This is a genomic window from Oribacterium parvum ACB1 (assembly GCF_000238055.2).
Taxonomy (GTDB): domain Bacteria; phylum Bacillota; class Clostridia; order Lachnospirales; family Lachnospiraceae; genus Oribacterium; species Oribacterium parvum.
Map to the genome: position 1 here is coordinate 2,300,364 of NZ_KE148312.1, position 24,411 is coordinate 2,324,774.

Consider the following 24,411-nt stretch of genomic DNA (forward strand, 5'->3'; position numbering starts at 1 on the left):
GAAAAATTCACAAATACGCTGTGAGTGTAGCACAAAATTCCCCCTTAGGAAAGCAGGAAATGAGAAATGGTTAACTTCATATCCGGAACAGTACAAACCGTATTATGGCGCACTTCGCTTTCCATTACATCCCTGATAACTTCCGGCATGGGTTTCTTCCAAAGCTCCGCAACGGACTGAATTGCAGCATAGACATCCTCCGGCACGTACTCTTTTAAAGCTCGAAGTACGGTCTGAGAGAACTTATAAGGACTTGCAGTGGAAACAATTAATAATTTTTCCTTATTCCCGCTCTCATAGGCATAATGGTCTGCTAAAAGCTTTGCCATAGCGGTATGCGGGTCAAGAATATATCCGGTCTCTTTGAAGGTTTGGAAGATAGTTACGCTTCCCTCTCCATCCCTTCCGAATCCACTGTAGAATTCTTCTTCCAGTTTTTTCTGCATTTCTTCCGAAATCTGATATCTTCCTCTCTCATTTAAATCCTTCATATAAGCCTCGATATCCTTTTCCTTACGGTTTACCGCATACAAAAGTCTTTCCAGATTGGAAGAAATCAAAATATCCATAGAAGGAGAAGTAGTAAGATGGAAGGGCCTGTTCTTATCATAAATACCGGTATGGAAGAAATCGGTCAAAACCTTGTTTTCATTGGAAGCACAAAGCAATGTTCCAAGAGGCAATCCCATTTCCTTCGCAAAATAAGCAGCTAAAATATTGCCAAAGTTTCCTGTCGGTACGGAAACAGTCAACTTTTCTCCTTCGGAAAGCTCTCCCTGCTTTAGTAGCTGACAGTATGCATAAACATAGTATACAATCTGTGGAACCAAACGCCCGATATTAATAGAGTTCGCAGAAGAAAGACGATAACCCTTCTTTAAAAGCTCAGCCCTATATTCTTCATCAGCAAAAATCCGCTTTACGCCACTCTGCGCATCATCGAAGTTTCCTAAAATAGCAGCAACATGAGTATTTTTACCCTTTTGCACCTTCATCTGCCGCTCTTGGAAATCGGATACACCATCTTTAGGATAGAATACAATAATCTCCGTTCCTTCCACATCACTAAAGCCCTCCATGGCAGCCTTTCCCGTATCTCCGGAAGTGGCGGTCAGGATGACAATTTTCTCTTTAATGTTGTTTTTTCTTGTGCTGACTTTAAGCAGATACGGTAAAATCGACAAAGCCATATCCTTAAATGCCAGTGTTTTTCCGTGAAACAACTCCAAATAGAAGAATTTACCTTCCTTTACAACAGGGGCGATTTCCGGACAGTCAAACTTGTCATCATACGCACTACGGATACAGAAGCGAAGTTCTTCCTCAGTAAAATCCGTAAGATACAGCTTCATCATCTCATAGGCAAGATCCTGATAGCTTAGTTCAGAAAGCTCTCGGAGAGATTTAGAGAGCTTAGGTATGGAATCCGGTACAAACAGTCCTCCATCCGCCGCTAGTCCCTTTACAATCGCCAAAGAAGGGCTCACTCCTCTTTCTCCGCCTCGTGTAGATTGGTAATCCATACTTTTCTCCTTTACTATAATATCCCCTTTTCCAAAAGGGTCTCAATCTTAATTCTTAATAAGCCAAAGATAAACTCTTCATGCCGTAGCTAATTACCCATCCTGTCATCTTTTCCCCTTCCCTGCGAAATACTTTTCAAAAGAATATCCTACTTTTCTTCCCTTGTAAACAAGGGATTTCTTGCCTGGAAACGACTCTCCATGGTTTTCTTACTGACCACAATACAAAGAAAAGTAAGAAGCAATAGGAAGAGAAGAAAAAACAGAATTCCGTGAATCATGTAGTTGGTTTTTTGCAAACTATAAATTCCGTAAAAAAACAAACCGTAAAGCAAAAAACTGAAGCCATACGCAAAAATACTGGCATAGGCAATATTTCTAGCCAAGAGACTGCATGCAATTCCCAAGGCACTGAGAAACAGGCAGGAAATCCCATAGGTCAAGAAATACAAGAAAAGATAGAGATTGGGAATTCCGCTGTAAATATACACGGTAGCAAGAAACGGGAGGGAAGATATGGCCAAAGTCCCCAAGGTACTAATTTCCGAAAAAAGCTTCCCGAAGATAATGCTTTTACTGTCCAGGTCCGTGCCGAGGAGGAGCTCAAGCATATTCTGCTCTTCTTCCATACTCAAACCGGACACTGTAATTGCCGGCGCAAGAAGGAGCAGAAGAAGAAAAAGGCCAACTGCCACAAAATAGTATATTTGCAAAAAGGCGGAATAACGAATCTCTCCTGTTTGCAGTCCATTCAGAGAAATGTAATACAGATTACTGATAAACAAAATCAGAAGAATAAGGTTGGTAAAGGAAATCAAAAGGGGCAAAAAAAGTCCACGGTTGAACAGTAATGTTTCCTTTCGCCAAATCGGATTTTCATTCATAGGAAATGATACTCCTTTCATCCTTTGCTTCTTTTCCCAAAATATTTTCCATACTTCCCGCCTCTCTATAGAAAGAGTGGAGACAAATCCCTGCATCCACAATTCGCCTTAAAAGCTCCGCCTCTTCTCTCGCGTTCCCCTTAAAACGGATGTGAATTTCATTTTCCTTCAGACTGATAGACTTCACCTTTTTATCCTCTTTTAAGAGGCTTAATATATCTGTCCGTCTGCCCTCAACCTGAATCACTATAGGATTCTGCTCACTGACCTCTCGAAAAATTGTAGACACCGATCCTTTTCGAATCACCTTTCCCTGATGAAGAAAGGCCAGGTGTGTACAAAGGTCCGAAAAATCGGAAAGACTGGAACCGGTCATAAAAATACTCTTTCCCTGCTCCGCATAGTCTAATAGCATCCCTTTGATTTCCGTTGCGGTCCGAATATCCATAGATACCATCGGCTCGTCCAAGACTAAAATCTTCGGCTCATGCAGCATGGCACGAACCAAGGAAAGTTTCTGAAACACCGCCTTGGGAAGTACTTCCATAGGGCTATTTTCCCATGAGCTGATATCTGCAAGCTCCATCAGCATATGAATCCGGGATCGAATCTTACTGTCTTCCATGTGATAGCAGGACGCAAAAAACTGCAAATACTCAAAGACCTCCATCTTTGGATATCGTCCAAGAACCTGTGGAACATAACCCAAACGTCTTTTTAGTCTTCTCACTCCGCTTCCTGCTTCCATGTCATCTATCATGATAGTTCCTTCATCCGGAGACTGGAGTCCCATAAGAAGCTTCACTACCGTCGTTTTCCCGGAATCCGCCAATCCTAAGAGACCGAAAATTTCTCCTGTCTCTATTTTTAAGGAAAAATCCTCCAGAACCAGATAATTGCCAAAGCTCTTTTTTACATTTACAAACTCTATCATCCTATCTCCTCCTTGGCACTAATGGTAATCATGGGAAGGAGTTGTCTGATTTCCGGAGACGCAAGGGACTCTTTGGAAATAAAACGAAGCTTCAATTCATTTTTTTCATTCAAATAGGGCTTTAAACGTGTACCGCTTAAAACGCCCTCTTCCTTTCCGATGCTGTCATAGCCTCCGGTAAGATGATTATAAATAGCCATATTTCCTTGAAAATTCATTAAAAGGCGGTTACCGTCCGCTTCCACATCCAACCTCTCAAAGGAAATACTCTCTATCTTTTCTTCCTCCCCGAGATTGTAGACAATTTCCAGCGGAATCATGGGATTCATGGTATTGGTGCCGGTGTCGAACTCCCCGCTTTCAATGTAGGGATCCCGGGAAAGGGCACTGTATTCTTTGACTCCTCCCTCACTTCTCTTCAGTTCCATGGATGCGGAAACGATACTGATACCGTATTGTTCCAAGTTTTTCTTTCCGATTCCTTTTTCTTTCACGGAGCTGTCCATAAATTCCGGACCATCCTCTCTGGCAATCGCAAAAAATCGGGCATCCGGAAAATAACCATGAATCTGCTCTCCTAAAATAAAGCGGATAAAATTTTTACTGTTTCCCATAAATAAAAGAGTACTGAGGTAATCAAAGTCGCCGATGGGAACTGCTGTGGATTCCAAACCTCCAAGCTGCACGCTTTGTCCTTTTTCCAGTTTACCCAGCTTAATAATTCTGCCATAGAGAAGAATAAAAGCATCGGAAAGGGTATATTCTGTATTATTGGTCAATTCACCGGAAAGGACTCCTCCAAAATAAGCTACACTTCCCTCTATCACGCCTTTATTATTGGGAACCTTTTTATTTAAAAGAAAATAATGCGGACTGAAGGGCTTCCCATTTTGAATGTCTATAACGGATTTTTCACGCTCCTGCAGAATTTCCGTACGACTCAGGTTTTCCTCTTTTCTTAAAACGCCCAAGTCTCCGGTATAGTCCAAGCCTTTCAGGATTGGATTTACCGTATATTCCGCTTGAATTCCCAGAGAAAAGTTGCGTTCTTCCGGAGAACGCAGATTAATATAATTTTCCTCATCTACACTCTCTTTGTTCAGCTGCAGAAGCTTTACATACGAAATAAAGCTTCCGTTAAAGCGAGTTCCCATGCCCAGCGCCCATATCAAAAGTGTACCGAAGAGCGCCAAAAGAATAATACTGGGACGATATGCTCTTAGGGAATGTTGCTTACGCATAAGAAAATAAAGACCGGGCCCTACAAGAATCAGATAGCAAAGTAAAATAATAAAATATAAAGGAATGGACGGCAGCTTTGATAAATCGGATAGATTCATCAGCTCTTCCAAATCCCAATACTGTTTTAGGCTCCGCTCCGATGCGGAAACAGAGAGGGTATCCAATCGGTTTTGCCCATAAATCTGAAGAAACAAACGACCGATGTAACTACTGTCTTCCGTCGCATAACGTTCCAACTGCAATAAATCATAGCCCAGAACAGCCAGAAGACCGTTTCCTATGGGACAAACGGAAAGAAACGGGGTTCCCTCCGAAAACGCGCTTTCCCTTCCTCCCTTCAAATAAATCGGAGAACTCGTAAGATTTTCCGTACTTCCTGTGCCAAGTCCTTCCTCATCAAAGGTTCCGCTGCCCGTTTTCTCTTCTCCCAAAAAGAGACTGCGGTTTTGAAAATCAAGTGGCGTTGCCAAGAAAGATGAAAAATCCTCTGAAAGTGTCTGCATCCCATTCTCGGATAAAGAAAAAAGCAGAACTCCTCCGTGTTCTACATAATGCTTAAGACTCTCCCTTTCCTGCTCTTCCAGGGAGGAAAGATCAAAATTCCGGATCAGCAACATGTCTAAAAGATAGAGATCCGCCTCCTCTTTAGGGAAGTTGTCTCCGGTAAAATTTAACACACGGGTTTTTAAAAGACCGTCATTTACCCTTGCATTTTGTAAAAAGCTGATGTTATCCCCATTTTGGGAAAGTACTCCAATCAAAAGTTCTGCGTCGGATCCGGAAATATCCAGACCGACTCGGCGAGATACCAACTGTTCTTTTTTTAAGTTTTCCACACTTAAAAAAAGCTGATTCACTCCGGAAGGAAGCATAAAATTCTTGTCTACTTCCTTCAGACTGTTTCCTTCCACCACCAGCGGATAAGAATATTGAATAATATGTTTTCCGGATTCCGCAAGGATAATATTCAAAGTACCCGAAAAAGCCTGCTCTTCCGTATTCTCTATCTTAATCTGTAGGGGCAGATTCCGCCCCGCCTTCGCCGTATTCTGAATTCCGTAATGCAGACTCATATTCAGTCCGTCAGCAAATCCTCTTATCGAAAAAAAGAAAAGAAAACAGAAAAAGAGAATCAGTAAATAGTTTTTTTTCAATCTTTTCTTCCCCTCTTTCCGCTAAATTTTTCGCCTTTTAAGCTGTGTTGCTCCCGATGCCTTTCCATCTTCCGCATCATTACGTATTCCCCTTCTTGGCACTTCCTTTTGCTTTTCCCTTTGCCTGCCCTTATTTTCCGAAGTTTTCATCCCTCCCTCAAAAAGGCTTTTTTCCTCTTCGTACTCCAATGGCAGGGTAACAATGAATCGGGTACCTGATAAGTCGGACTTTGCCTCTACAGAGCCATGATGCATTTCTGCAATATTTTTTACAATGGCAAGTCCCAAGCCTGTTCCTCCGGTGCTTGTAGAACGGGAGGATTCCACCCTATAGAACTTATCAAAGATGTAGGGAAGCTCTTTCTCGGGAATAGCATAACCAAAGTTCAATACCGTGATACGAACCAGTTTTTTTTCCTTTCGAAGACGAATTTTTACCATTTTTCCATCCGCACCGTATTTTATAGCGTTGGTAATCAAATTATCAAAAAGTCTAACGAGAAGATCCCCATCTCCGTCAATATATAATTTTTTTACATTGGAGGTAAACTCATAATTCAGATTGTTTTTTTCAAAGTTCGGATAGGATTCCTCTATCAGCTGAGAAAGAAGCTCCACCAGATTTAATGTAATGATATTCATATTCATCTTTCCATACGAAAGCTTAGTGAAGCCAAAAAGTTCTTCAATCAGTTTTTGCAGACGAAGCGCCTTATTATATACAATCTCCAAATAATGCTCTTTCATCTCCTCATTCACGGATTGACTATTTTTAATCAAATCAAGGTACCCTAAAATAGAAGTAAGAGGCGTCCGTAAATCATGGGCTATATTTGTAATCAAATCTGTTTTGGACTGTTCATTGCTTTTTTCCAGTTCTATATGCCGAGACAATTCCTCTTCCATAAGACGAATACTTTCCGCAATATGAGCAATTTCTCCTTCTCCGCTAATATCCACTTCCGTTTGGAAATCACCGGCAGAAATCTGCTTTACCGCTCTTGCGAGTTTTTCAATGTCTCTTGCCGTCTTTCTCTGAAGAAAAAGGAAGCAAAGCGAAAACAGGACTATGCCTAAAAGTACAAAAAGCAGGATGCTGATTGTACCTGCAAAGGCAAAGCCCTGAACAAGGGGGTGGTCGTTCCCCATTTGATAAAGATAATTGGTATAAGAGCTGATGTTAAAAACCAGAAAACACTCCACCACTCCGGTAAAAATGGCAGACATCCCCACATGGAGAAGAATCTGCATCATATAACCTCTTCCGAAATGGTGCGTTAATCTATCTTTGTCCACTTAAGAACTCCTATTTCTCAATCTTATATCCTACACCCCAGACAGTGGTAATGATCTTATCCTCTCTCTGGTCTTCCTTCATCTTTCCGCGCAGTCTCCGGATATGGACCATAACCGTATTATTCGCCTCGTAAACCTTTTCATTCCATACCTTTTCAAAGATTTCATCGGTAGAAAAGACTTTTCCGGGGTGGGAAGCCAGAAGGAAAAGAATATCAAATTCAATAGGAGTGAGTTTTATCTCTTCCTCATCAATAATCACCTTATGGTTGTCTTTATTGATGTGCATATTTCGAATATTGATTTCGTTATTGATGTAATTTGTTCCCGCATTGGGGTTTAACTGTGTATAGCGGCGAAGCTGAGACTTCACTCTTGCCGTTAATTCCAAAGGATTAAAAGGCTTGGTAACATAGTCATCCGCACCGCCCGTAAGTCCCACAATCTTATCCAGATCCTCAGACTTAGCGGAAAGCATAATCACGGGGATATTGGAGCTCTCCCGAATCTTTCTGCACATTTCCAAACCGTTCATCCCCGGCATCATGACATCCAAAAGAACGAGATGAATTTCTTCTTCACCGAGTATCCTTAGACCTTCTTCCGCATTGTAGGCTTTAAATACCTTATATCCGTCGGAAACCAGATAGATTTCTACAAGCTCCGCAATTTCTTTTTCATCGTCAACAACCAGTATATTAATCTGCTGCATACAATTAATCCTCCTTATGCTTTCCGGCATACAGTCTCAGTTTACCCAATTAGAGAAGCTCATGGCAAGTCTTTCCCTATTTTTTCACAAAATATTCTATTTTTCCTTCGGATAATTCCCCAAAATACGAAAATCCACTCCCTCTTCTTTCAAGGTAGACAAGGCATTTTCCACTCTGCTGTCCGAAAGATTTCCGATTACATCAATAAAAAATCGATAGGAAAAGGCGCCGTCTCCCACAGGTCTGCTTTGAATCATGCTTAAAGACAAACCGTTACACATAAAACTTCCTAAAACCTGATAGAGACTTCCTACATTATCCGGAACAATCAGGCTGATGCTTAACTTATATGCATCCTCTGTATATATTTTTTCTTTCCCGAAAATAAAAAAACGGGTTGCATTCTCTTCTTTACTGAGTTGTTCTCGTAAAATACTAAGCCCATAATACTCAGCAGCTTCTTTACTGCAAAGCACGGCGGCTCCCTCTTCTCCGGATTCGGAAAGTTCCTTTGCGGCAATTGCCGTATTCGCACTGGGAATCTGTTCTATATCGGGATGCACATAAAAGAAATCTCTGCACTGCGAAAGAGCCTGCGGATGAGAATAGACCTTTTTTATATGATCCAATCCCTCTCCGACTCTACAGCAAAGGCAGTGGGATACAGGATAATGAATTTCCCCCAAAACGACCATAGTCGGGTAGCGATTTAAAAGATCATAGTTGTCTTGTACCATCCCGTAAGTGGAATTGTCCATAGGAAGGATTCCATAATCCGCTCTTCCTTCCTCTACTGCATCAAATACATCTCTAAAGTGCAAAACGGAAATCATATTTTCATCCGGAAAAATTCGTCTTCCCGCAAGGTAGGAATAGGCTCCTTTTAGTCCCTGAAAAGCAAGTTTTTTTTCCGGAAAGATCAGTTTATCCGCTTTTTGGAATGAAAAATGATTGCTTCTTCCCGCTTCTTTCAGATACTGTACCTGTCTTCTTCTGGAAAGAGTCATGAGCTCCGAGAAAAACTCCCTCACATAGGCCTTCATCGCGGGATCTTCCTCTTCTACCATGGCAGACACCGCATTTAGCTTCTCTTCTTCCCTTCTTCCGTCAAATACCGCCTTACCGCTTTTCAGCTTATCCTTCGCGACTTCCTCTACAAGCTCCATCCTTTTTCGGAACAGTTCTACGAGCTTCCGATCTATCTCATCGAGCTCCTTACGAATCTCTATCAGCCCCATCTACACCTCCAGACCTTCCATGCCGTTCATAATACATCCGCTTTTCTCGGATTGATTCGACGGCTTTACGGTAGCCCGGCCATCTGAAACCATCCGACAGTTTCAAAAAGATTCGGTTGCTTCATCCCGTTCTTTTTGCTTTAAGTCCCGTATCATGGAAAGTACCTTTTCTTCCGCATACTTTCCGATATGCTTTCTTTCCTCTTCAGAAAGCGCAGAAAGCAGAATCGGCTCCCCAAAACGTACATACACTTTAGTGCTTTTCAGTCTTGGAAAATCCTCTTCCATGATTTTTCTTGTGTTAATCATGGCAACCGGTATAATCTTACAACCGGTCTTTTCCGCAAGCTTAAAAGAACCTTCCTTAAAGGGAAGTAATTCTTCTTCGCTTGCTCCTTTTGCTCTCGATCCCTCAGGATAAATCCAGATAGAAATGCCTCTTTTAATTTCAGCAATTGCCTCAATAATGACCTTAAGATTTTGCTTTAAATTATTCCGGTCCAGAAAAAGACAGTGCAGCTCTTCCATCCAGAGCTTCAGAGTCGGAATCTTCGCCAAATTATCCTTTGAAATAAAGCCTGTGACATTTTCCATGAGGCTGTAACCTACTACAATGTCAAAATAGGAACGATGATTTCCTACAAAAAGTACCGCCTCATCCTTCGGAATATTCTTAAGCCCTTCAGCCTGTACTTCAACTTTACAGATTCTTAATATCGCTTTCAGCTTCCGTTGCACAATGGATAGGCATTCCAGATCCCTTTCTTTCGTTCTCTCCTTCTTTCGAAGAAAAAACAGACGAAGACTGCCGAAGGTTAAAAAGTTAAAAAGTAAAAATAATACACGAATCAGAGATAGCATGCTTTCCTCCTATAGCACATCGGAAAAATGAGGACGCAAGCTTCTAAAGAAACGCAGTCCAACAAATAAAAGTAAAAGAGTAACCGCCCAAAAATAAAGGCTCAGTCCCGGTCTTTCAAAGAAAAAGTTTCCGGTAATCATCGAATCACGATATCCCGCTACAATATAGTAGAAGGGATTCAGCTTGAAGAATATTTTCAGTATAGGCGCTTTGTTGGTAAACAAAAGCTCATCATACATAATGGGCACCATCCAAATCCCGAATTGCAAAACAATACCCACAATCTGTTGCATATCTTTAAAAAATACGGAAATTGCAGAAGTAAAATAGCTTAAGCCAAGACCAAAGCAGGCTGTCGCAAAGGAATAATACAAAACCTGCAGCCAGCTGAGTTTTGGAAACTTTCCACTAAACAAGTAAAAAAGAAACATCACCAGTAAAAAGAAACCGTGTACCAAAAGACAGCTTAAAAGCTTAATAATCGGTAAAAGTTCTATCGGAAAAACAACCTTTTTCACCAGATAATGATACTCCTGTAAAATTCCGGTATTCATATTCATAATTTCGGAAAAAAAGAACCAAGGAACAATTCCCGGAATAAGCCACAGGGTATAGCTTACATTCGGCACAGGAGGACTGGACTTAAAGCCGTATGGTCCGAAGATAAAGGCATAAATGGCAATGGTAACCAAAGGCTGAATAAACATCCAGACCGCACCAAAATAAGATCCGACAAAGCGCTTGCGAAAGTCTGCTCTTGCAAGCTCCAAAATCATCTTATGCTTTTTTTTACATTCTCTTAATAAACTGAACAAATTCTATTCCTTTCAGGAAAAACGGATCAAAACAAAACAAATCTTACCTCATTTTCTTAAGACTGAAATAAGGTACAGTAAGTGTATATGCAGAATACCAAATTGGCAAGTATCTGAAAAAGCAGGATCCCTCTGGCAAGCTTTTCCCCTTTTTTCCCTCTTAAGCCAAGAGGAACAAGAGAAAGAATAAAGAAGGGTAGGACAGGAATAAAATAGCGCCCCTGCACTCCCAGAACATAATCTGTCCTCTTCGGAGTGTATGCAAAAAGCATCATTGTAAGTGTCACAAGAACAAGACCTACGCTCAAGAGAAGAAACACGGTTCTTTGCGCAATATTGAGTGTTTTTTTTCGGATTGCTTTCTTCTCTCCCAAAATTGCAGTAGCAAAAGGAAACAGGAGGAAAAGATAGCAAAGCCCTTCCGGAAAGGAAACCCTTGTATCAAACTGTCCCAAAGGATTCCCCACCATAGTTAAAAGGTATTCCTTACCCTTAATCATAAAAGTATTCCGAAGTATCTTTACAAAAACATCCGGCTGTGCAAAGGTCTCTCTACGATTATAGGTTTCCTGTACTATACCGTCTCCCACTACATCGGACACATTTACGGTATCCGCCTGGGGTCTTAGGTAACGACTAAAGGAATCAAAGTTTACAAGCAGTACGCCAAGAACGATGGAAAGTCCTACGGCAAAGATAGCAAAGAAATAGAGAAGAGGCGAAGAAAATCTTCGATACGATACCACTACGCAAGATGCAAAAAGCATAGAATAAATCATTTTACAGGGAGAAAGGAGAACAGCCAAAAGACAGATTATTCCTATTTCCTTCAGCCCCAGCTTTTCTTCCCGATGCTGATAGTCCAGCACTATAGAAAGAAGAACAAAGCTCAGTGCCAGAATAAAGGTATCATAAGACAGAGAAGAAACGAGTTCCAAGGTCATAGGAAACAAGGAAATCGAAAAAAGCATTTCTCTCCCAAAGGGCATCTTCTCTATAGCAATGGCACCCATAAAGGCAAAAAACAATAAATTAAAAAAGCGCCCGAAGTAAAGAAGTGTGAAACGAGAAGCGGATATGAGTCTTGCAAAACTAAATCCCAGAGCCGGAAAGAAATAAGCAAAGGGTGTGGTGGAAACCGGTTTTTGCAGGGTATAGCCATATCCACCCTCCTTTGCAAAAAATCCGGCTTCCTGTCTTTCCAGAATCTGTTCCCTTTGAATGAACATTCCAAAAACAGTAGCCTCATTCGGCTTATTGTCTCCACTCCAATCATCTATTTCCGTATCTTCTTTTCGAATACGCAGATTACCGTCATGATCATATAAGGGCTTGGGCGTTCCCAGCATTTTTGAAGAAAGCTCGTATGCTCCCACATAATGTAGAACTTCATCCGGAGCGGACAGCGGCATCAAAACAAAGGAATAAACAGAACCCAAAAGCATCATTGTAATAAAAAATACTTGAGAAAGCCTGGTTTTTTTTAGAAAAAACAGAAAAAATACCAAAAGAAAAAGAAGGACGGAAAGGAGAAAAAGAAAGAACACCTCTCTTCCGAAAGCAGGATACACTCTCATGTCTTCAAGCAATTTAATCATTTCTACTCATCACTCCCCTTCTTTAATTTTCTCCACCCTTTTTATCTATACTACTCTATCTATCTTTTCTCTTTTGTTTCTCTGTTCTGACTGTCTTTTACTCTTTTGTTTCTCTGTTCTGGCTGTCTTTTACTCTTTTGTCTCTCCGGTCTTGCTCTCTTTCTCTCTTTCTCTCCTGTCCCGTAAGGCTTCATTCTGCACCAAAGTCTTTACACGTTCTTCCAGCTTCCCTAAGGCCGCATTCACATAGAAGAGACGAAGCAGTAAAATAAAAATCACGAACAAAAAGAGAAAATTCGCCGTGGAATAAATTCCGAGAAGCCTTGCCAAGATATCCGGTATCCCCGGGAAAATAGAAAAAAACAACAGTAAAAGAGAGAGAATCAGCCAAAATATACTCTCTTCAATGCGCATTTTTTCTTTCTTAATTGAATGATGCAAAAAGAAATAGGTAAACAGACAAACTGCCAGCAAAATAATACGAAATAATAAAGTCATCTTATTTACGCCTCTAATTCCGAAATTTCTCTAAAGAATTTTCTTGTTCTGAAAGTACTGTGGGTTTAAGGTAAATCGCCGTAGTAAAAACTTCGGTATACGAGAATAATTTCTTCCCGCCTTATAGCCCAGGAAACGAAATACGGTACGGAAAAACAAGGGAAAAAGTAAATATGCCTTTCCTTCAGAAAGAACTGCTTTACTGTTTTGCATAATCATCCTGATTCCCTCTTTTTCGGGTGGAACCAAATCAAAAATCTCTCGATAATCCCTGTGAGAAACTCCTAAATCAAAATTTCTTCTAAACTGCTGCAAAGCAGTGAAGCGATGGGAGTGATAGACCCTTGCTTCCGCCTGATAAGCAACCTTATATCCTGCCTGCTCCGCTCTAGCTGCAAAAATCATATCTTCGTTAAAAATAGTCGGTACGAGAAAACCTCCCAAAGAAGAGAAAATCTCCCGTTTGTACATACAACAGACATTCGATGCGAAAAAACATTTGATTCCCAGCCTATTCAAGTCCTCCATTCCTTTAATCTGCGAAGCTTCTCCGTAATTAAATGTTCGGGAAAGTCGCTCATCAAAGGAACTTTCCTTTGTACAGCACTGTCTCGCATAGACCTCTGCAATTTTTGAATCTTGAGAAAAAGCGGAAAGCAAGGCTCTCGTCATTTTTTCATCCGCAGGTACCGCATCATCTGTCATACATAAAAAATACGGAGTATCCGAAAAGGAAACGCCAAGATTTCTTGCATAGGCATGGTCAAAATCCCTACGGGAAATATGGTGTAAACGAATATCCAACTTTGTATCCTTTAATACGTCTTTTGGAAAATAACGTTCTTCCGTATTGATTAAAATTACCTTTTTCGGAGGAAGCTCCTGCTTTTCCAAGGCTTTCAAAAGCTTTCGAAACTTCTCTCCCGGCTTATAGCACGGAATAATCACATCAAAAGAAGAAGCTTCTTCGGTTTGTCCCGCTGTAAAACACCCGGACACCGAAGAGCTCTTTCCCATAGCCTTATATTCCGCATTGCCTTCCCTTTTTTCCATCTGCTCCTCATTTTCCTTTTCTGCCCGCTATTTTAACATGGCTACCCGAGAAAAGAAAGAAAAGGAAAAGAAATAACATCATCAGGACAAACTGTATAGACGCAAAGAAAAATCCGGCTTCTTGCACCATAAGATCCGCTGTAAAGAAGGAAAGGACTGCTCCGAGAGCATAGCCCGTGAAGATTCTCTTTTGTTGTCTCTTTGTGACCAAGATATAGTATTCCAGATTCGCAAGAGCATAAAAGCATCCTCCCAGTATTAAAAGACAGAAAGTCCATCTTTCTCCTGTTATTTTCCCGGAAAAAGCAGGACCTAAAAGCTTCTCCAAAATCCATAGAGCAAGAGGAGAAAGGAGAAACGCCAGCCCGAAAAGGAGCAAGGACAGGAGTAGAACCTTCTTCATTAAACTGCTCTCCTCTTTTTTAAACCGCAATTTGTCTCCACTTTGCCAAAGTCCCGCCAGAGTCGGCAGTGCAGGACGAATGATAAAATTGGCCAGTAGATAGATAAAGTTACTGGGCATAAAAAGAAGATTATAGATACCGGATGAGGAAGAGCCCAGCACTGCATCCACAGCATACTTGGAAGAAGAAAAGACATAAAAATCCAGGAATACGGAAAGAAAAAGAAAAACACTGCCGGAGAATAACGCTTTCATCTTCTGTGTGAAAGCAGTCTTTTCCCCAATGAAATGCACTGCTCCAAGTTCCCTCGTTTCCTCTAAAGGCAAGATGGCAAAGAGGTAAAGAGAGAGAACCTGGCTCAAGTTCATCAATATAACACCAAGTAAAAGTGTTTTACTAAGTAGAAGACCGCAAAGTAGAACAAATACAGAAAGGATAGTCCTAAAGAAAAGAGACTGCCCCGTTTTATATAATTTTCCTCGCCTTTGCAGTTCCGACTCGTAAACATCGATATAGCCGTCTAAAATTTTATATAGACATAGGAAAAAAAGAATCGAGACCTTTTCCACCGTATAGCTTCCATTTGTATATTGATATAAAAGAAAGAAAATAGATAAAAGTACGGCGAAAAAAGAGCTTAAGATTCGAAAGTAATGGTAATCACGAAAAGAAAATTCTCCTCTCATATCCGTAATATGAAAAGGACGAATTCCAAAGTAAGCCAGAATAAAGAACTGTTGCCCCAATGTGGAGTAGCCAAAACCGAAAATCCCGCCTTCCTTCTCTCCTAAAATACGCAAAACAAAAAAAGCCAAAACCATGGAAGCCATGGCATAAGTCATACTTCCCAATGCATTCCACAGAACATCGTTTTTCATCAGAGATTGTTTTTCTCCTATCATGCCTTTCTCCCTGCGCTACTTCGTTTTACCGTAAAATAGAATGGATAGTCCCACCCTCGCCATATATTGCATCGCTTTAAACGGTCTTAAGTAGGATTCTCCTTCCTCTCTTTTTCTTACTTCTACAGGAACCTCCGATATACTCATCCCCGCAAGAAGGAGATGTGCCAAGGTATCCGGCTCCGGAGAAAAATTCTTTTCCAAAGAAAAGCGGGTAATTGCCTCTCTTCCATATAATCGAAGTCCGCAAGTCGGATCGGTCAAATTCTTTCCGGTGCGGAGAAAAATCAAAAAACTTAAAAGAGCTGAGCCTAAGTCTCTTGGACTAAATCCCTTTTTTTTATTTAAAAACCGAGAGCCACAGACAATATCCACCCCTTCTCTTCCTTTTTTCAATAGAGCACTTACATCCTCCGCCCTATGCTGCCCATCACCGTCAAACTGCAAAGCAAAATCAAAATCATGCTCATGCGCATAGCGCATACCGGTCTGGAAACAAGCGGTTAAGCCCAGGTTTTGGGACAGTGCAATATAAGAATATCCTTTTTTTTCACAGAGAAGTACCGTTTCATCTGTAGAACCGTCGGAAATAATTACATAATCCGCCTCCTTGTCAAAAGAAAGGATATCCTCCACTACCTTAGGAATACTTTTCGCTTCATTATATGCGGGAATAATCCACAAAACTCTTTCTTTTCCGTTTTTTCTCTCTTCCATTGCCTCACTCTTCTTCACCGGATAGGTAGTAATCCTCATAGACCTTTCCGTAACTTCCGTAACGAATCTTGGCCAAATACTCCATCTTGTCTTCTACGTTTTTCTCTCGCTCTTCCTGCATTTCTTTCGGAAAACTCTCCTCCATCAGAAATCCTACAAAATCTCCTCCGGCCATTTCAGAAAAGCCGATTCCTCCGGAGGGTCTGGGATTACACTCCAGAAAATAAAAGCATCTCTCCTCTTCTTCATAAATCCACTCCATGTTCACAAGACCATAGAGCTTTAGGTCTGCCATGAGCTTAAGTGATATTTTCTCCAAAGCCTCATTCGGTAAAATCCTGACACTGGTTCCCGCTCCGTTTCCTGTCCGAAGCTCTTCTCTTCTTACAAGGGCTCTCTCCACTCCGGATTCTCCCCGGAAAAGGTCTACGGTATAGATTTTACCCTTGATTTGTTTCTGAAAAAAATAGGCATCTTCCTTCTGCTCTCTAAAAACCTGATTTAAGAAAAAGCCCAATTGATCTTCTGAATGAATGTAATGAAGTCCCTCTGAAGACCTGCCGCTTTTCAACTTTGCAACCATGGGAAACTCCGGCTCGGAAAAATCCATTTCTTCATAGCTTTTCCCTTCTATAGTGGAAAAGCCTTTCTCCATGGATAAGGATAAGTTTCTTCCAAGAAGATACTTGTTTCGAATCAAAGAAAGGTCTCCTTTTGGCAGGAGAAGCACTATTCCCTTCTCTTCATATTTTTTCCTGTTTTTATAAAAATAGTCTACCTCTATGTCAGTAAGAGGAAAAATGGCGTCAATCCCCCTGTTTTCTACAATGGAAAAACAAGCTTCCTCATAATACTCTTCCCTCGAAACCAAAGGAACCTGTATAAAACCGTCCACTAAAGCGGCATTGACCACCCACTCTTTCGGGTAACAATCCATTCCGAAGACGAAAAAACCCAATTCTTTCAGTCTCTTGATAATTGCCCTTGCGGAAAAGGAACCTATGGCGGTAAGCAGAATTCTTTTCTCTTTCATTTGTTTTGTCCTATCTACTTCATAACAGTCTTTACAATTTTTACAATTCGCAGAATATCTTGTTCTGAAAGCTCAGGATAAATTGGGAGCGTCAGAATTTCTTTGGAAATCCGTTTTGCAAGCGGTGTTTCCTCTTCGTTAAACCGTCCCTTATAGCAGTCATAAGCATTAATACAGGGATAAAAATACTTTCTGGCATGAATCCCTTCTTTTTCCAAAGCAAGGAATACTTCATCTCTCTTTCCCTCTCCAAGAAGACGAACCGGCATATATGCATAGTTCTTTTCCAGGTCCTGTTGCTCCTTTGGGAATAAGAGATTTTCCAATCCTTGAAGTTCTTCCTTATATAGCTCATAGACTCTTTTCCGCCCCGCAATATATTCAGGGAGATGTTTCAAATTGCAAAGTCCCATTGCAGCGGAAAACTCGTTCATTTTTCCATTTCCGCCCGCGCTCTTTACCTCTTCCTGTCCGAGGATTCCAAAGTTCTTCAATTCATAGAGTTTCTGAAAAAGAGCGGCGTTTTCCTCCCCGGAAACCACTGCCCCTCCCTCTATCGTATGAAATACTTTCGTGGCATGAAAAGAAAACATGGAAGCGGTACCAAAACTTCCTATGCCACGTCCCCTGAATCGCTCAAAAAAGGCATGGGCCGCATCATAAAGCACCGGGATATGATACTCTTTTGAAAGCGCTTCCAGTCCCTCTACATCACAGAGATTGCCGTAGACATGAACCGGAAGAATCGCCTTGGTTTTATCCGTTATTTTCTTTCTGATTGCATCGGGGTGAATGGTAAAATCCTCTTCATCAATATCACAAAAAACCGGAGTAAAGCCTTTTCTCACAATGGCATGCGTTGTACTGGCAAAGGAAAAGGGGGTGGTGATAATCTCCCCTTCCTCTCCAAAGCTCTCCAATAAAAACTCCAAAGCAAGATGCCCGTTCGTAAAAAGCTCAACTTCCTTTACCCCAAGATGCGCCTTAAGTTCTCCCCTTAGTTCTTCATGAAATTCGCCCATATTGGTAAGGAATCTGCTCTTCCAAAGTTTCTCAAGATAGGGAATAAACTCCTCTAATGCCGGAAGACTGGACCTGGTCACAAAGATTTCCGTCTTTTTCATTGGATTTTCCCCCTTTTTTCTTCCAATTCTGACAAGATTTTTACAATTTTATAGTATTAAGCTGAAAATGTAAATGCCGGGTGGCACTTTCTACTTATTTATGATAAGGTTCTTAAGAATGATTTAAAAAGCTTTTAGATTTTAAAATACTAAGCGTATAGTTCATTTCTACAATTTAGAGAGAATAGGACGAAATGCCCTATATGTAAGGAGGTTATGTATCATGAATAAAGCGAAAAAGCTCGCTGCACTCGGCATCTTGCTCAGCTTAACTCTATCGCAGCCCTTTCTAGCTCTAGCCGATACCCCTGTGTCTTCTGATACACAGGGTACGGAAACACAGTCGGAAAGCATCGTTGTCGGACCGGGGCAAAACCTTGGAAACAGCACTGTAGGGGAAAGTGCCCAATCCGGAAACACGGTTTCTGACGGTGCTTTTGAGCATACGGAACTGAACGTCGACAGTATCCGTCCCTTTATGACAACACCGCATGATGCGGATGTTGCTGAAGATCCGGTACTGAATCTGGTTCCTCTTGCAACCTATTACATTTACAACTCTGCAGGAGACCGAATCGATTACGGATATACCCAGGACAATCAGTCCTTCACTTTCAGTCCGGAAGGCTTTAAACGAATCCTTATGGAACACCAGAACGTAGGAAGATGGTATTACAGAACCTACACTACGGAAGGTGCATGGGGTCCGTGGGCCGCTTCAGGGGAAACCACACCGGATAGAGGTACGGTAACCGCTATCATGGTCAGAGTAAAAGGATATACCCATAAGTTTGGCGAAGTCTATTACAGAGCTGTTCTAAATGACGGAACCGTAACAGACTGGGCAAAAAGCGGGGAAGCCTGCGGAAGCATCGGAAGCGGAAAGTATATTGTCGGCTTAAAAATCACGCTTTGGAATAACAATACCGCCTTTAGCGGAAGAAGAGGCAGAGCCTTGGACAACGCCTACGAGGAAGGTATTTATTTTGAAGAAAATGAAGCAAAGTATCGCCTTGCCAGCGGAGAAGCCTATACCGGTTTCGCTTTTGACAGCGACTCCAACCAGTATTATTTTGAAAATGGTGTTGCGCAGAAGGGATGGAAAAGAGTAGACGGTTACAAGCTCTACTTCAATGAACAGGGAATTCTGCAAAAGGATCTGGAACCGATTATGGGAAGACCCGGGTCTTATGTGATTCGGATTAATAAGGCAACAAGAACTCTGTATGTGATGGCAAAGGACGAAAGTGGAAACTTTACTATCCCCTATAAGACTTTAATGTGCAGTACGGGAACAGAAACACCGCTGGGCAGCTTCAAGATTTACGAAAAATATCGTTGGCACTTTATGCACAAAGATTGCTATACCCAGTTCCTTTCCCGGTTCTATAAGGGCTTCATTATTCACTCTCTTCTCTACGAAAGAGCCGATGCAAGAAGCTTTGATGCGATTAACTACAATTTTATGGACCAGGCTATCTCCGGCGGATGTATCCGCTTAAAGGCAATTGATTCCGCTTGGGTTTATGAAAATTGTAAAAACGGTACACCGGTCATCATCTACTCTGATGCATGGGACAAGGGACCTGTTGAAAAGGATGCTATCATGCAGGCTATTCCAAGAGAACAGAACTATGACCCCACGGATGCAACTGTAGTAGGACAGCAAAGTGCTGAAGATGCGGCAAAAGAAGCCTCTGCTAAAAAAGAGGCTGCAAAAGAAGCTGCCAATAACTTGATTGAGCCAAATGCTTAAAATTATGAAAACATGTATTATCATTCCGAATTACAACGGAAATCATTTTTTAGAAAAGTGCATGCTTGCTTTGGAAAACCAAAGCAAGCATGATTTTTCTATTTTATTTGTAGATAACGATTCCAAGGACGAGAGCATAAAAAGCATAAAATCTTATATGGAGAAAGAACCCGAACGTGTCCTTCTTATTGAAAACGAGGAGAATTACGGCTTTGCAAAAGCAGTAAACCAGGGAATTCTTTTTGCCAAAGAAGCCGGCGCCCGCTATGCCCTTCTTCTTAATAACGATACGGAAGTGGATCCCTTTTTCGTGGAAAAACTGGTCGAATTTATGGAAGAAAGGGAAGCGAAGGGCGAAAAAGTATTTGCCCTTTCCTCTAAAATGGTAAAGATGCATGATCCAAGGCTAATGGATGATGCAGGAGACGAACTTTGCGTTTTGGGATTTCCTTTTCAAAGAGGTCTTGAGGATAGTGAAAAAAACTGGAATACTCCGGAAGAAGTGTTTTCCGCCTGCGCGGGAGCAGCACTCTACTCTATCGATGCATTGGAAAAAACCGGACTATTTGACGAAAAGCACTTCGCGTATCTTGAGGATGTCGATATTTCCTTCCGCGCACAGCTTTATGGCTATAAGATTTACTTCTGTCCGAAAGCAGTTTGTAAGCATGTCGGTTCCGGAACAAGCGGGGGAAAGTACAGTAATTTCAAGGTAGAGCTTTCTGCCAGAAATTCCGTATTTCTCCTCTATAAGAACTTTCCCTTATTCCTGAAAGTCCTGAATTTTATCCCCTTTTTACTTGGATTTTGTATAAAGGCCATCTATTTTCAGAAAAAAGGCTACGGGAAAGCGTACCGAAAAGGCCTCCGTACCGGATTCCGGGAAAGAAAGACGATGAAGCAGGCGGATTTTCGAGGAATTCCCCTCTCTCGTTATCTGCGAATCGAAGCGAGGCTGATTCGGAACTGCTTCGTTTATCTGGAAGAGCGGAAAAGACGGAAAAGGCTGAAACTGTAAGACAGTGTTTCCCGGTTCCATAGATATGAAAAGATAAGATAAGATATCCCCCCCATAGGGATTAGAATCAGGAGTCGGAAGAGTTCTTCCACTCCTTTTTTTTCTAAAAAAATACCTGTCTGATAAACCAGAGCTGCCATGAAAAGAGCTGCAAAAAGAGAAGGAAGCACTTCTCGAATCTGCTCTACAAATCCGTAATTTAATAGCTTCTTATTCGGTCGGGTATTCAAATAAAAGCAGATCCAATCTCCTATGATTTTCCCCCACAAAAACGGAAAGAGCCCAAAGGGCAGGGTTACTGCCAAAATCAAAATCCCCACTATCTTTTTTTGTATTTCAATCTTTAAAAACAAATCCGAGCGCCCCTGGCTATTCATGACTTGCAAGTTGATCATGTGCAGGGGGAAAAGCAGATAAACAAGAGAAAGAAAGTAGAGATAGGGTAATAGCCCGATCCATTTTTCCGTAAGAAGGAGTATAATCAAGGGCTTTCCCACTGCCATAAGTCCAAAAAGCAGCGGAAAAAGCAAAAATGCCGATAAAGAAACACTCTTTTTAACTCCTTTAAGCAGTTTCTCCTTCTCTCCCTGCAACTTCGAAAAAGCGGGAAAAAGAACCGAGGAAACCAAGGAGGAAAGGGTAGCGGAAATCAGCTTCGGAAACATCTCTCCTCGATTATAGAGTGCCAACTCTTCTACAGAATACTTCTTCCCAATAAGGAGCGCATAGAGATTCTGCCATATTTGGTCCACAATCCCCGATAAAAGAAGCTTCCAGCTAAATCCAAAAAGACTCTGTAAAGAACGAACGGAAAATCCGAAGCCCGGTTTATACGGTAAGAGAATAAGTAAAACAAGGACAGAAAAGAAGCTAAAAATAATCTGTTGATATGCCATGGCATAGGCGCCAAATCCTCTCATGGCAAGAACTATGGCAAAGATACCCGAAAAAAGGGAGGAAAGAAAACTGCAGAGGAATATTGGGCGAAAAGACAAAGCACGGCTTGCATACGCAAGCTGAATGGAAAGAATCGCTCCCGGAAAAAGGAGGAGCGCCATAAGGCGTAAAAGTCCCGTCAATAAGGGAAGTTGATAGAAAGCCGCCACAAAAGGACTAAGGAAGAAAAAAACAAGATACAGAAGCCCTGCCAGAAGCAGGGAAGAAAACAAGGCCGTAGAATAATCAACTGCCTTGATTTCCTTTTTCTGCATCAAAGCTTGCGAAAAACCGGTTTGAATCAAGCTGTTCGCAATACTGATAAAGATAGAAATAATCCCTACTGCCCCCACATCTTCCTTCGTAAGCAGACGAAGCAGGACAATGGAAAAGAGAAGCTGGATTCCCTGATAGGAAATCTGCTCCAAAAACTTCCAGAACATTCCTGAAACTACTTTTTTTTCTAAATTTTGACTCTTTTCTTCCGCCATCAACTATCCCTTTTTTCTTCCTTGTACTTCAGGATTTTATACTTCTTGTCCCCTTATACTCTTCTCTCGTGTTCTTATTTTCATGTGTTCCAACTTTAGATTTTATTTCTTTCCATTCCGAAATGCCTCTGTAAAAACCGGTAAAGACCGGGAAGATGCGATTCCAAACGAAGTAAAAGCTTTTCCTTTACACTTAATTCCTTATACAAAGAACGATTTTCCCTACTATATATCTCAGAAAAATCCCGAAGATTCATAGCAATGGAAAAAGAAAGCCTATGAATCGACTCTTCCACTTCATGCTTGTATTTTCCCTGACTTTCCTTAAGAAAAAGAGCATAGCCCTGTTTCATTTCCTGAAAATATTGTTCCTGCTTCGCTTTTGCTTTCTCGCCTCCCTGGGTCACAGTCCAAGATCCTGAGAGGTGAAAACGATAAGCAGAAAGAGCCTCTGAAAGATATACTGCTTTTCCTTTTAAAGCAGTCATAAGCTCCAAGGGCCTGTCTCCCACCGGAAAGGCATAGTAAAACTCCGGAAGCTTAAGAGAGTCTGTATCATCATAAAGCAAACTTCTCCTAAAGAACAAGGAGGAAAAGGCGATTCCCCCTCTATGCGTAATCAGTTCCTTCTCGCTAATAATACAATCCTTTTCATAGGGCATAAGGAGCTTCTTCGGTCCCTCTCTTCCATCCTCCATAATCACTTTTACAGGATGGAAGGAAAGGATCGCCTCCGGATGCTCCTCCAAGGCTTTCCGTTGCTTTTCCAGCTTTTCCTCCGAAGAGAAAAAATCATCTCCGTCGATTACGCTGATGAAGTCTCCCTTCGCTCTTGGAAAGTTAAAGATTCCCGTAATATTATGCTTTCCTTGAGAATATTGATTCTCTTTTTGTAGTATAGGAAAAACAATATCCGGATATTTTTCCTGATAAATTCGAATCATCTCCTGACTGCCGTCTGTTGATGCATCATCATGGACGAGAATTTCCAAGGAAAACTCGCCCTTTTGCCTAAGAATGGAGTTAAGGCACTCTCCTATATACTTTTTATGTTGGTATGTGACCACACAGACCGAGATTAATGGTTTTTTCATGAAACTCTCTTTTTCATTTTCTATTGGTTTTTTCCGATTTCTGGTTTTTTCCAATTATCCGATGGATATCGCATTCTTCTTTTTTCTAATTCCCTATCAGCCAAGTTATCCCTTTTCTTCCTTCTCTTTTCGGGAGAAAGAGCATAGCCCCTATAGCGCGGTAAAAGGGCAAGGGATAGATTTTGTATTGTAACATTGTTTTGATCTGCTGAATCCGGGAGACTCTTTCCAAAGATAAAAAGGCGTCCAGCACGCTCCTGTCTGCTTCCGACAATTCTTCTCCATAAAGCCTCCGAAATTCTCTTCCCTGGCGAAATAAAGCGAAGTATCCCTCTTCCGCCCTTTTATCGGATTCGGCCTTCTCCTTGGCGCTCGTACCAAGTCGTTCTTCCAATTCTTTTATGGCGCTTCCCTTTTTAGCGCCAAGAACATTGTTCCCATGTTGCCTGTAAGCGTAGAGAGCCTTCGGAAGCACTGTAATATGGCCGAAAACTGCTGCAAGGAGCGCAATCCACTGGTCATGCATATAGACAAAGTCAGGCAACTTCTTTAGATAGGCTAAAAGACTCTGATTCATTCCTATTGCAGCGCCCGTAACATGATTTTGTATGAGGAGATTGGAAAAGCTGTCCTTTTTCCAAGGCATCTTCTGATAGCGAAAATAAGAATCCGCTATCTTTTCTCCCTTTTCGCCTATAACTTTCATGTCCGAATGGCAAAGCAGGGGACAAGACTTCCCATATCGCTTTTCCGCTTCCTGCAAAGCCTCTGTCAAGGCGGAAATCTTATCGGGAAAGCAAAGGTCATCCTGATCCGAAAGGAATATATATTCCATCTTCTCATAGGGAAAATTCGGAATTGTTTGATTTGCAAGAGCAGAAAGAATCATCAGGAAATGTTTCCATGCAGAGCCCGAAACCTCCCCCTTATCATAAAGAAAAACTTTTTCTCTGTATTCTTCCTTTGTTTTTTGCAAAATCTCCCTTGTCCCATCGGTCGATCCGTCATCGGAAAGAAGGAGCAAAAGTTCTCCCGAATAATCCTGAGTGAGCAAGGACTGAATCTGCTCTCTCAGGTATTTTTCACCATTATACGTACACAGGACAATGATTTGCAAAATAGCCTC

General features: G+C 41.4%; 21 protein-coding genes. 2 read left to right on the top strand and 19 right to left on the bottom strand.

Annotation, left to right across the window (positions count from 1 at the left end):
- Nucleotides 1-44 precede the first annotated feature (44 nt).
- The 16 genes from thrC to HMPREF9625_RS10305 form a co-directional block, all read right to left on the bottom strand.
- Complete coding sequence (gene thrC / locus HMPREF9625_RS10230) at nucleotides 45-1,523, bottom strand: threonine synthase (protein WP_009534622.1); 1,479 nt, start codon at nucleotides 1,521-1,523, stop codon at nucleotides 45-47.
- Nucleotides 1,524-1,672: 149 nt separating this feature from the next.
- On the bottom strand, nucleotides 1,673-2,407 hold the full coding sequence (locus tag HMPREF9625_RS10235; RefSeq protein WP_009534623.1) for an ABC transporter permease: 735 nt from the start codon (nucleotides 2,405-2,407) through the stop codon (nucleotides 1,673-1,675).
- The gene (locus HMPREF9625_RS10240; RefSeq protein WP_009534624.1) at nucleotides 2,400-3,341 is read right to left on the bottom strand and encodes an ABC transporter ATP-binding protein; all 942 of its coding nucleotides are present in this window, start codon (nucleotides 3,339-3,341) and stop codon (nucleotides 2,400-2,402) included. Before HMPREF9625_RS10240 ends, HMPREF9625_RS10235 begins: the two co-directional genes overlap by 8 nt.
- Entirely contained in the window at nucleotides 3,338-5,737 is a 2,400-nt protein-coding gene (locus tag HMPREF9625_RS10245) for a DUF8725 domain-containing protein (RefSeq protein WP_009537991.1), read from the bottom strand. Before HMPREF9625_RS10245 ends, HMPREF9625_RS10240 begins: the two co-directional genes overlap by 4 nt.
- A 21-nt stretch (nucleotides 5,738-5,758) precedes the next feature.
- Nucleotides 5,759-7,033: a sensor histidine kinase gene (locus HMPREF9625_RS10250; protein WP_009534626.1), complete on the bottom strand. Its 1,275-nt coding sequence runs from the start codon at nucleotides 7,031-7,033 to the stop codon at nucleotides 5,759-5,761.
- A 10-nt stretch (nucleotides 7,034-7,043) separates the two neighbouring features.
- Nucleotides 7,044-7,745, bottom strand: a complete 702-nt coding sequence (locus HMPREF9625_RS10255; protein ID WP_009534627.1) for a response regulator transcription factor — start codon at nucleotides 7,743-7,745, stop codon at nucleotides 7,044-7,046.
- Between the two features lie 96 nt (nucleotides 7,746-7,841).
- Nucleotides 7,842-8,984, bottom strand: a complete 1,143-nt coding sequence (locus HMPREF9625_RS10260; RefSeq protein WP_009534628.1) for a bifunctional chorismate mutase/prephenate dehydratase — start codon at nucleotides 8,982-8,984, stop codon at nucleotides 7,842-7,844.
- A gap of 102 nt (nucleotides 8,985-9,086) precedes the next feature.
- Nucleotides 9,087-9,845 (bottom strand): lysophospholipid acyltransferase family protein, encoded by a 759-nt coding sequence (locus HMPREF9625_RS10265; protein ID WP_009534629.1) that lies wholly within the window; start codon nucleotides 9,843-9,845, stop codon nucleotides 9,087-9,089.
- A gap of 9 nt (nucleotides 9,846-9,854) precedes the next feature.
- On the bottom strand, nucleotides 9,855-10,622 hold the full coding sequence (locus HMPREF9625_RS10270; protein WP_334290487.1) for an ABC transporter permease: 768 nt from the start codon (nucleotides 10,620-10,622) through the stop codon (nucleotides 9,855-9,857).
- A 95-nt stretch (nucleotides 10,623-10,717) separates the two neighbouring features.
- A complete protein-coding gene (locus tag HMPREF9625_RS10275; protein WP_009534631.1) occupies nucleotides 10,718-12,259 on the bottom strand; it encodes a DUF2142 domain-containing protein in 1,542 nt (513 codons plus the stop codon).
- A 129-nt stretch (nucleotides 12,260-12,388) separates the two neighbouring features.
- The gene (locus tag HMPREF9625_RS10280; RefSeq protein ID WP_009534632.1) at nucleotides 12,389-12,757 is read right to left on the bottom strand and encodes a DUF2304 domain-containing protein; all 369 of its coding nucleotides are present in this window, start codon (nucleotides 12,755-12,757) and stop codon (nucleotides 12,389-12,391) included.
- A gap of 30 nt (nucleotides 12,758-12,787) precedes the next feature.
- Nucleotides 12,788-13,810 (bottom strand): glycosyltransferase family 2 protein, encoded by a 1,023-nt coding sequence (locus HMPREF9625_RS10285; RefSeq protein WP_009534633.1) that lies wholly within the window; start codon nucleotides 13,808-13,810, stop codon nucleotides 12,788-12,790.
- A gap of 7 nt (nucleotides 13,811-13,817) precedes the next feature.
- Complete coding sequence (locus HMPREF9625_RS10290; protein ID WP_009534634.1) at nucleotides 13,818-15,116, bottom strand: lipopolysaccharide biosynthesis protein; 1,299 nt, start codon at nucleotides 15,114-15,116, stop codon at nucleotides 13,818-13,820.
- Nucleotides 15,117-15,131: 15 nt separating this feature from the next.
- Nucleotides 15,132-15,872, bottom strand: coding sequence for a glycosyltransferase family 2 protein (locus HMPREF9625_RS10295; protein WP_009534635.1), 741 nt, complete (start codon nucleotides 15,870-15,872; stop codon nucleotides 15,132-15,134).
- Complete coding sequence (locus HMPREF9625_RS10300; RefSeq protein WP_009534636.1) at nucleotides 15,838-16,866, bottom strand: ATP-grasp domain-containing protein; 1,029 nt, start codon at nucleotides 16,864-16,866, stop codon at nucleotides 15,838-15,840. Before HMPREF9625_RS10300 ends, HMPREF9625_RS10295 begins: the two co-directional genes overlap by 35 nt.
- Before the next feature lie 14 nt (nucleotides 16,867-16,880).
- Entirely contained in the window at nucleotides 16,881-17,990 is a 1,110-nt protein-coding gene (locus HMPREF9625_RS10305; protein WP_009534637.1) for a DegT/DnrJ/EryC1/StrS family aminotransferase, read from the bottom strand.
- A gap of 223 nt (nucleotides 17,991-18,213) precedes the next feature.
- Here HMPREF9625_RS10305 and HMPREF9625_RS10310 point away from each other — a divergent pair, with 223 nt between their 5' ends.
- Both HMPREF9625_RS10310 and HMPREF9625_RS10315 read left to right on the top strand, forming a co-directional pair.
- Entirely contained in the window at nucleotides 18,214-19,746 is a 1,533-nt protein-coding gene (locus HMPREF9625_RS10310; protein ID WP_009534638.1) for a L,D-transpeptidase family protein, read from the top strand.
- Nucleotides 19,739-20,764: a glycosyltransferase family 2 protein gene (locus HMPREF9625_RS10315; RefSeq protein ID WP_009534639.1), complete on the top strand. Its 1,026-nt coding sequence runs from the start codon at nucleotides 19,739-19,741 to the stop codon at nucleotides 20,762-20,764. Before HMPREF9625_RS10310 ends, HMPREF9625_RS10315 begins: the two co-directional genes overlap by 8 nt.
- On the opposite strand, the gene HMPREF9625_RS10320 is transcribed toward HMPREF9625_RS10315, so the two are convergent.
- From HMPREF9625_RS10320 to HMPREF9625_RS10330, 3 genes are all read right to left on the bottom strand, one after another.
- Entirely contained in the window at nucleotides 20,722-22,191 is a 1,470-nt protein-coding gene (locus HMPREF9625_RS10320) for a lipopolysaccharide biosynthesis protein (RefSeq protein ID WP_009534640.1), read from the bottom strand. The two genes, HMPREF9625_RS10315 and HMPREF9625_RS10320, sit on opposite strands and share 43 nt — an antisense overlap.
- A 95-nt stretch (nucleotides 22,192-22,286) precedes the next feature.
- Nucleotides 22,287-23,285 carry a glycosyltransferase family 2 protein gene (locus HMPREF9625_RS10325; RefSeq protein ID WP_009534641.1) on the bottom strand — a complete coding sequence of 333 codons (999 nt, stop codon included), beginning with the start codon at nucleotides 23,283-23,285 and terminating at the stop codon, nucleotides 22,287-22,289.
- 85 nt (nucleotides 23,286-23,370) lie between these two features.
- Nucleotides 23,371-24,402, bottom strand: coding sequence for a glycosyltransferase family 2 protein (locus tag HMPREF9625_RS10330; protein WP_009534642.1), 1,032 nt, complete (start codon nucleotides 24,400-24,402; stop codon nucleotides 23,371-23,373).
- Between the last annotated feature and the right edge of the window lie 9 nt (nucleotides 24,403-24,411).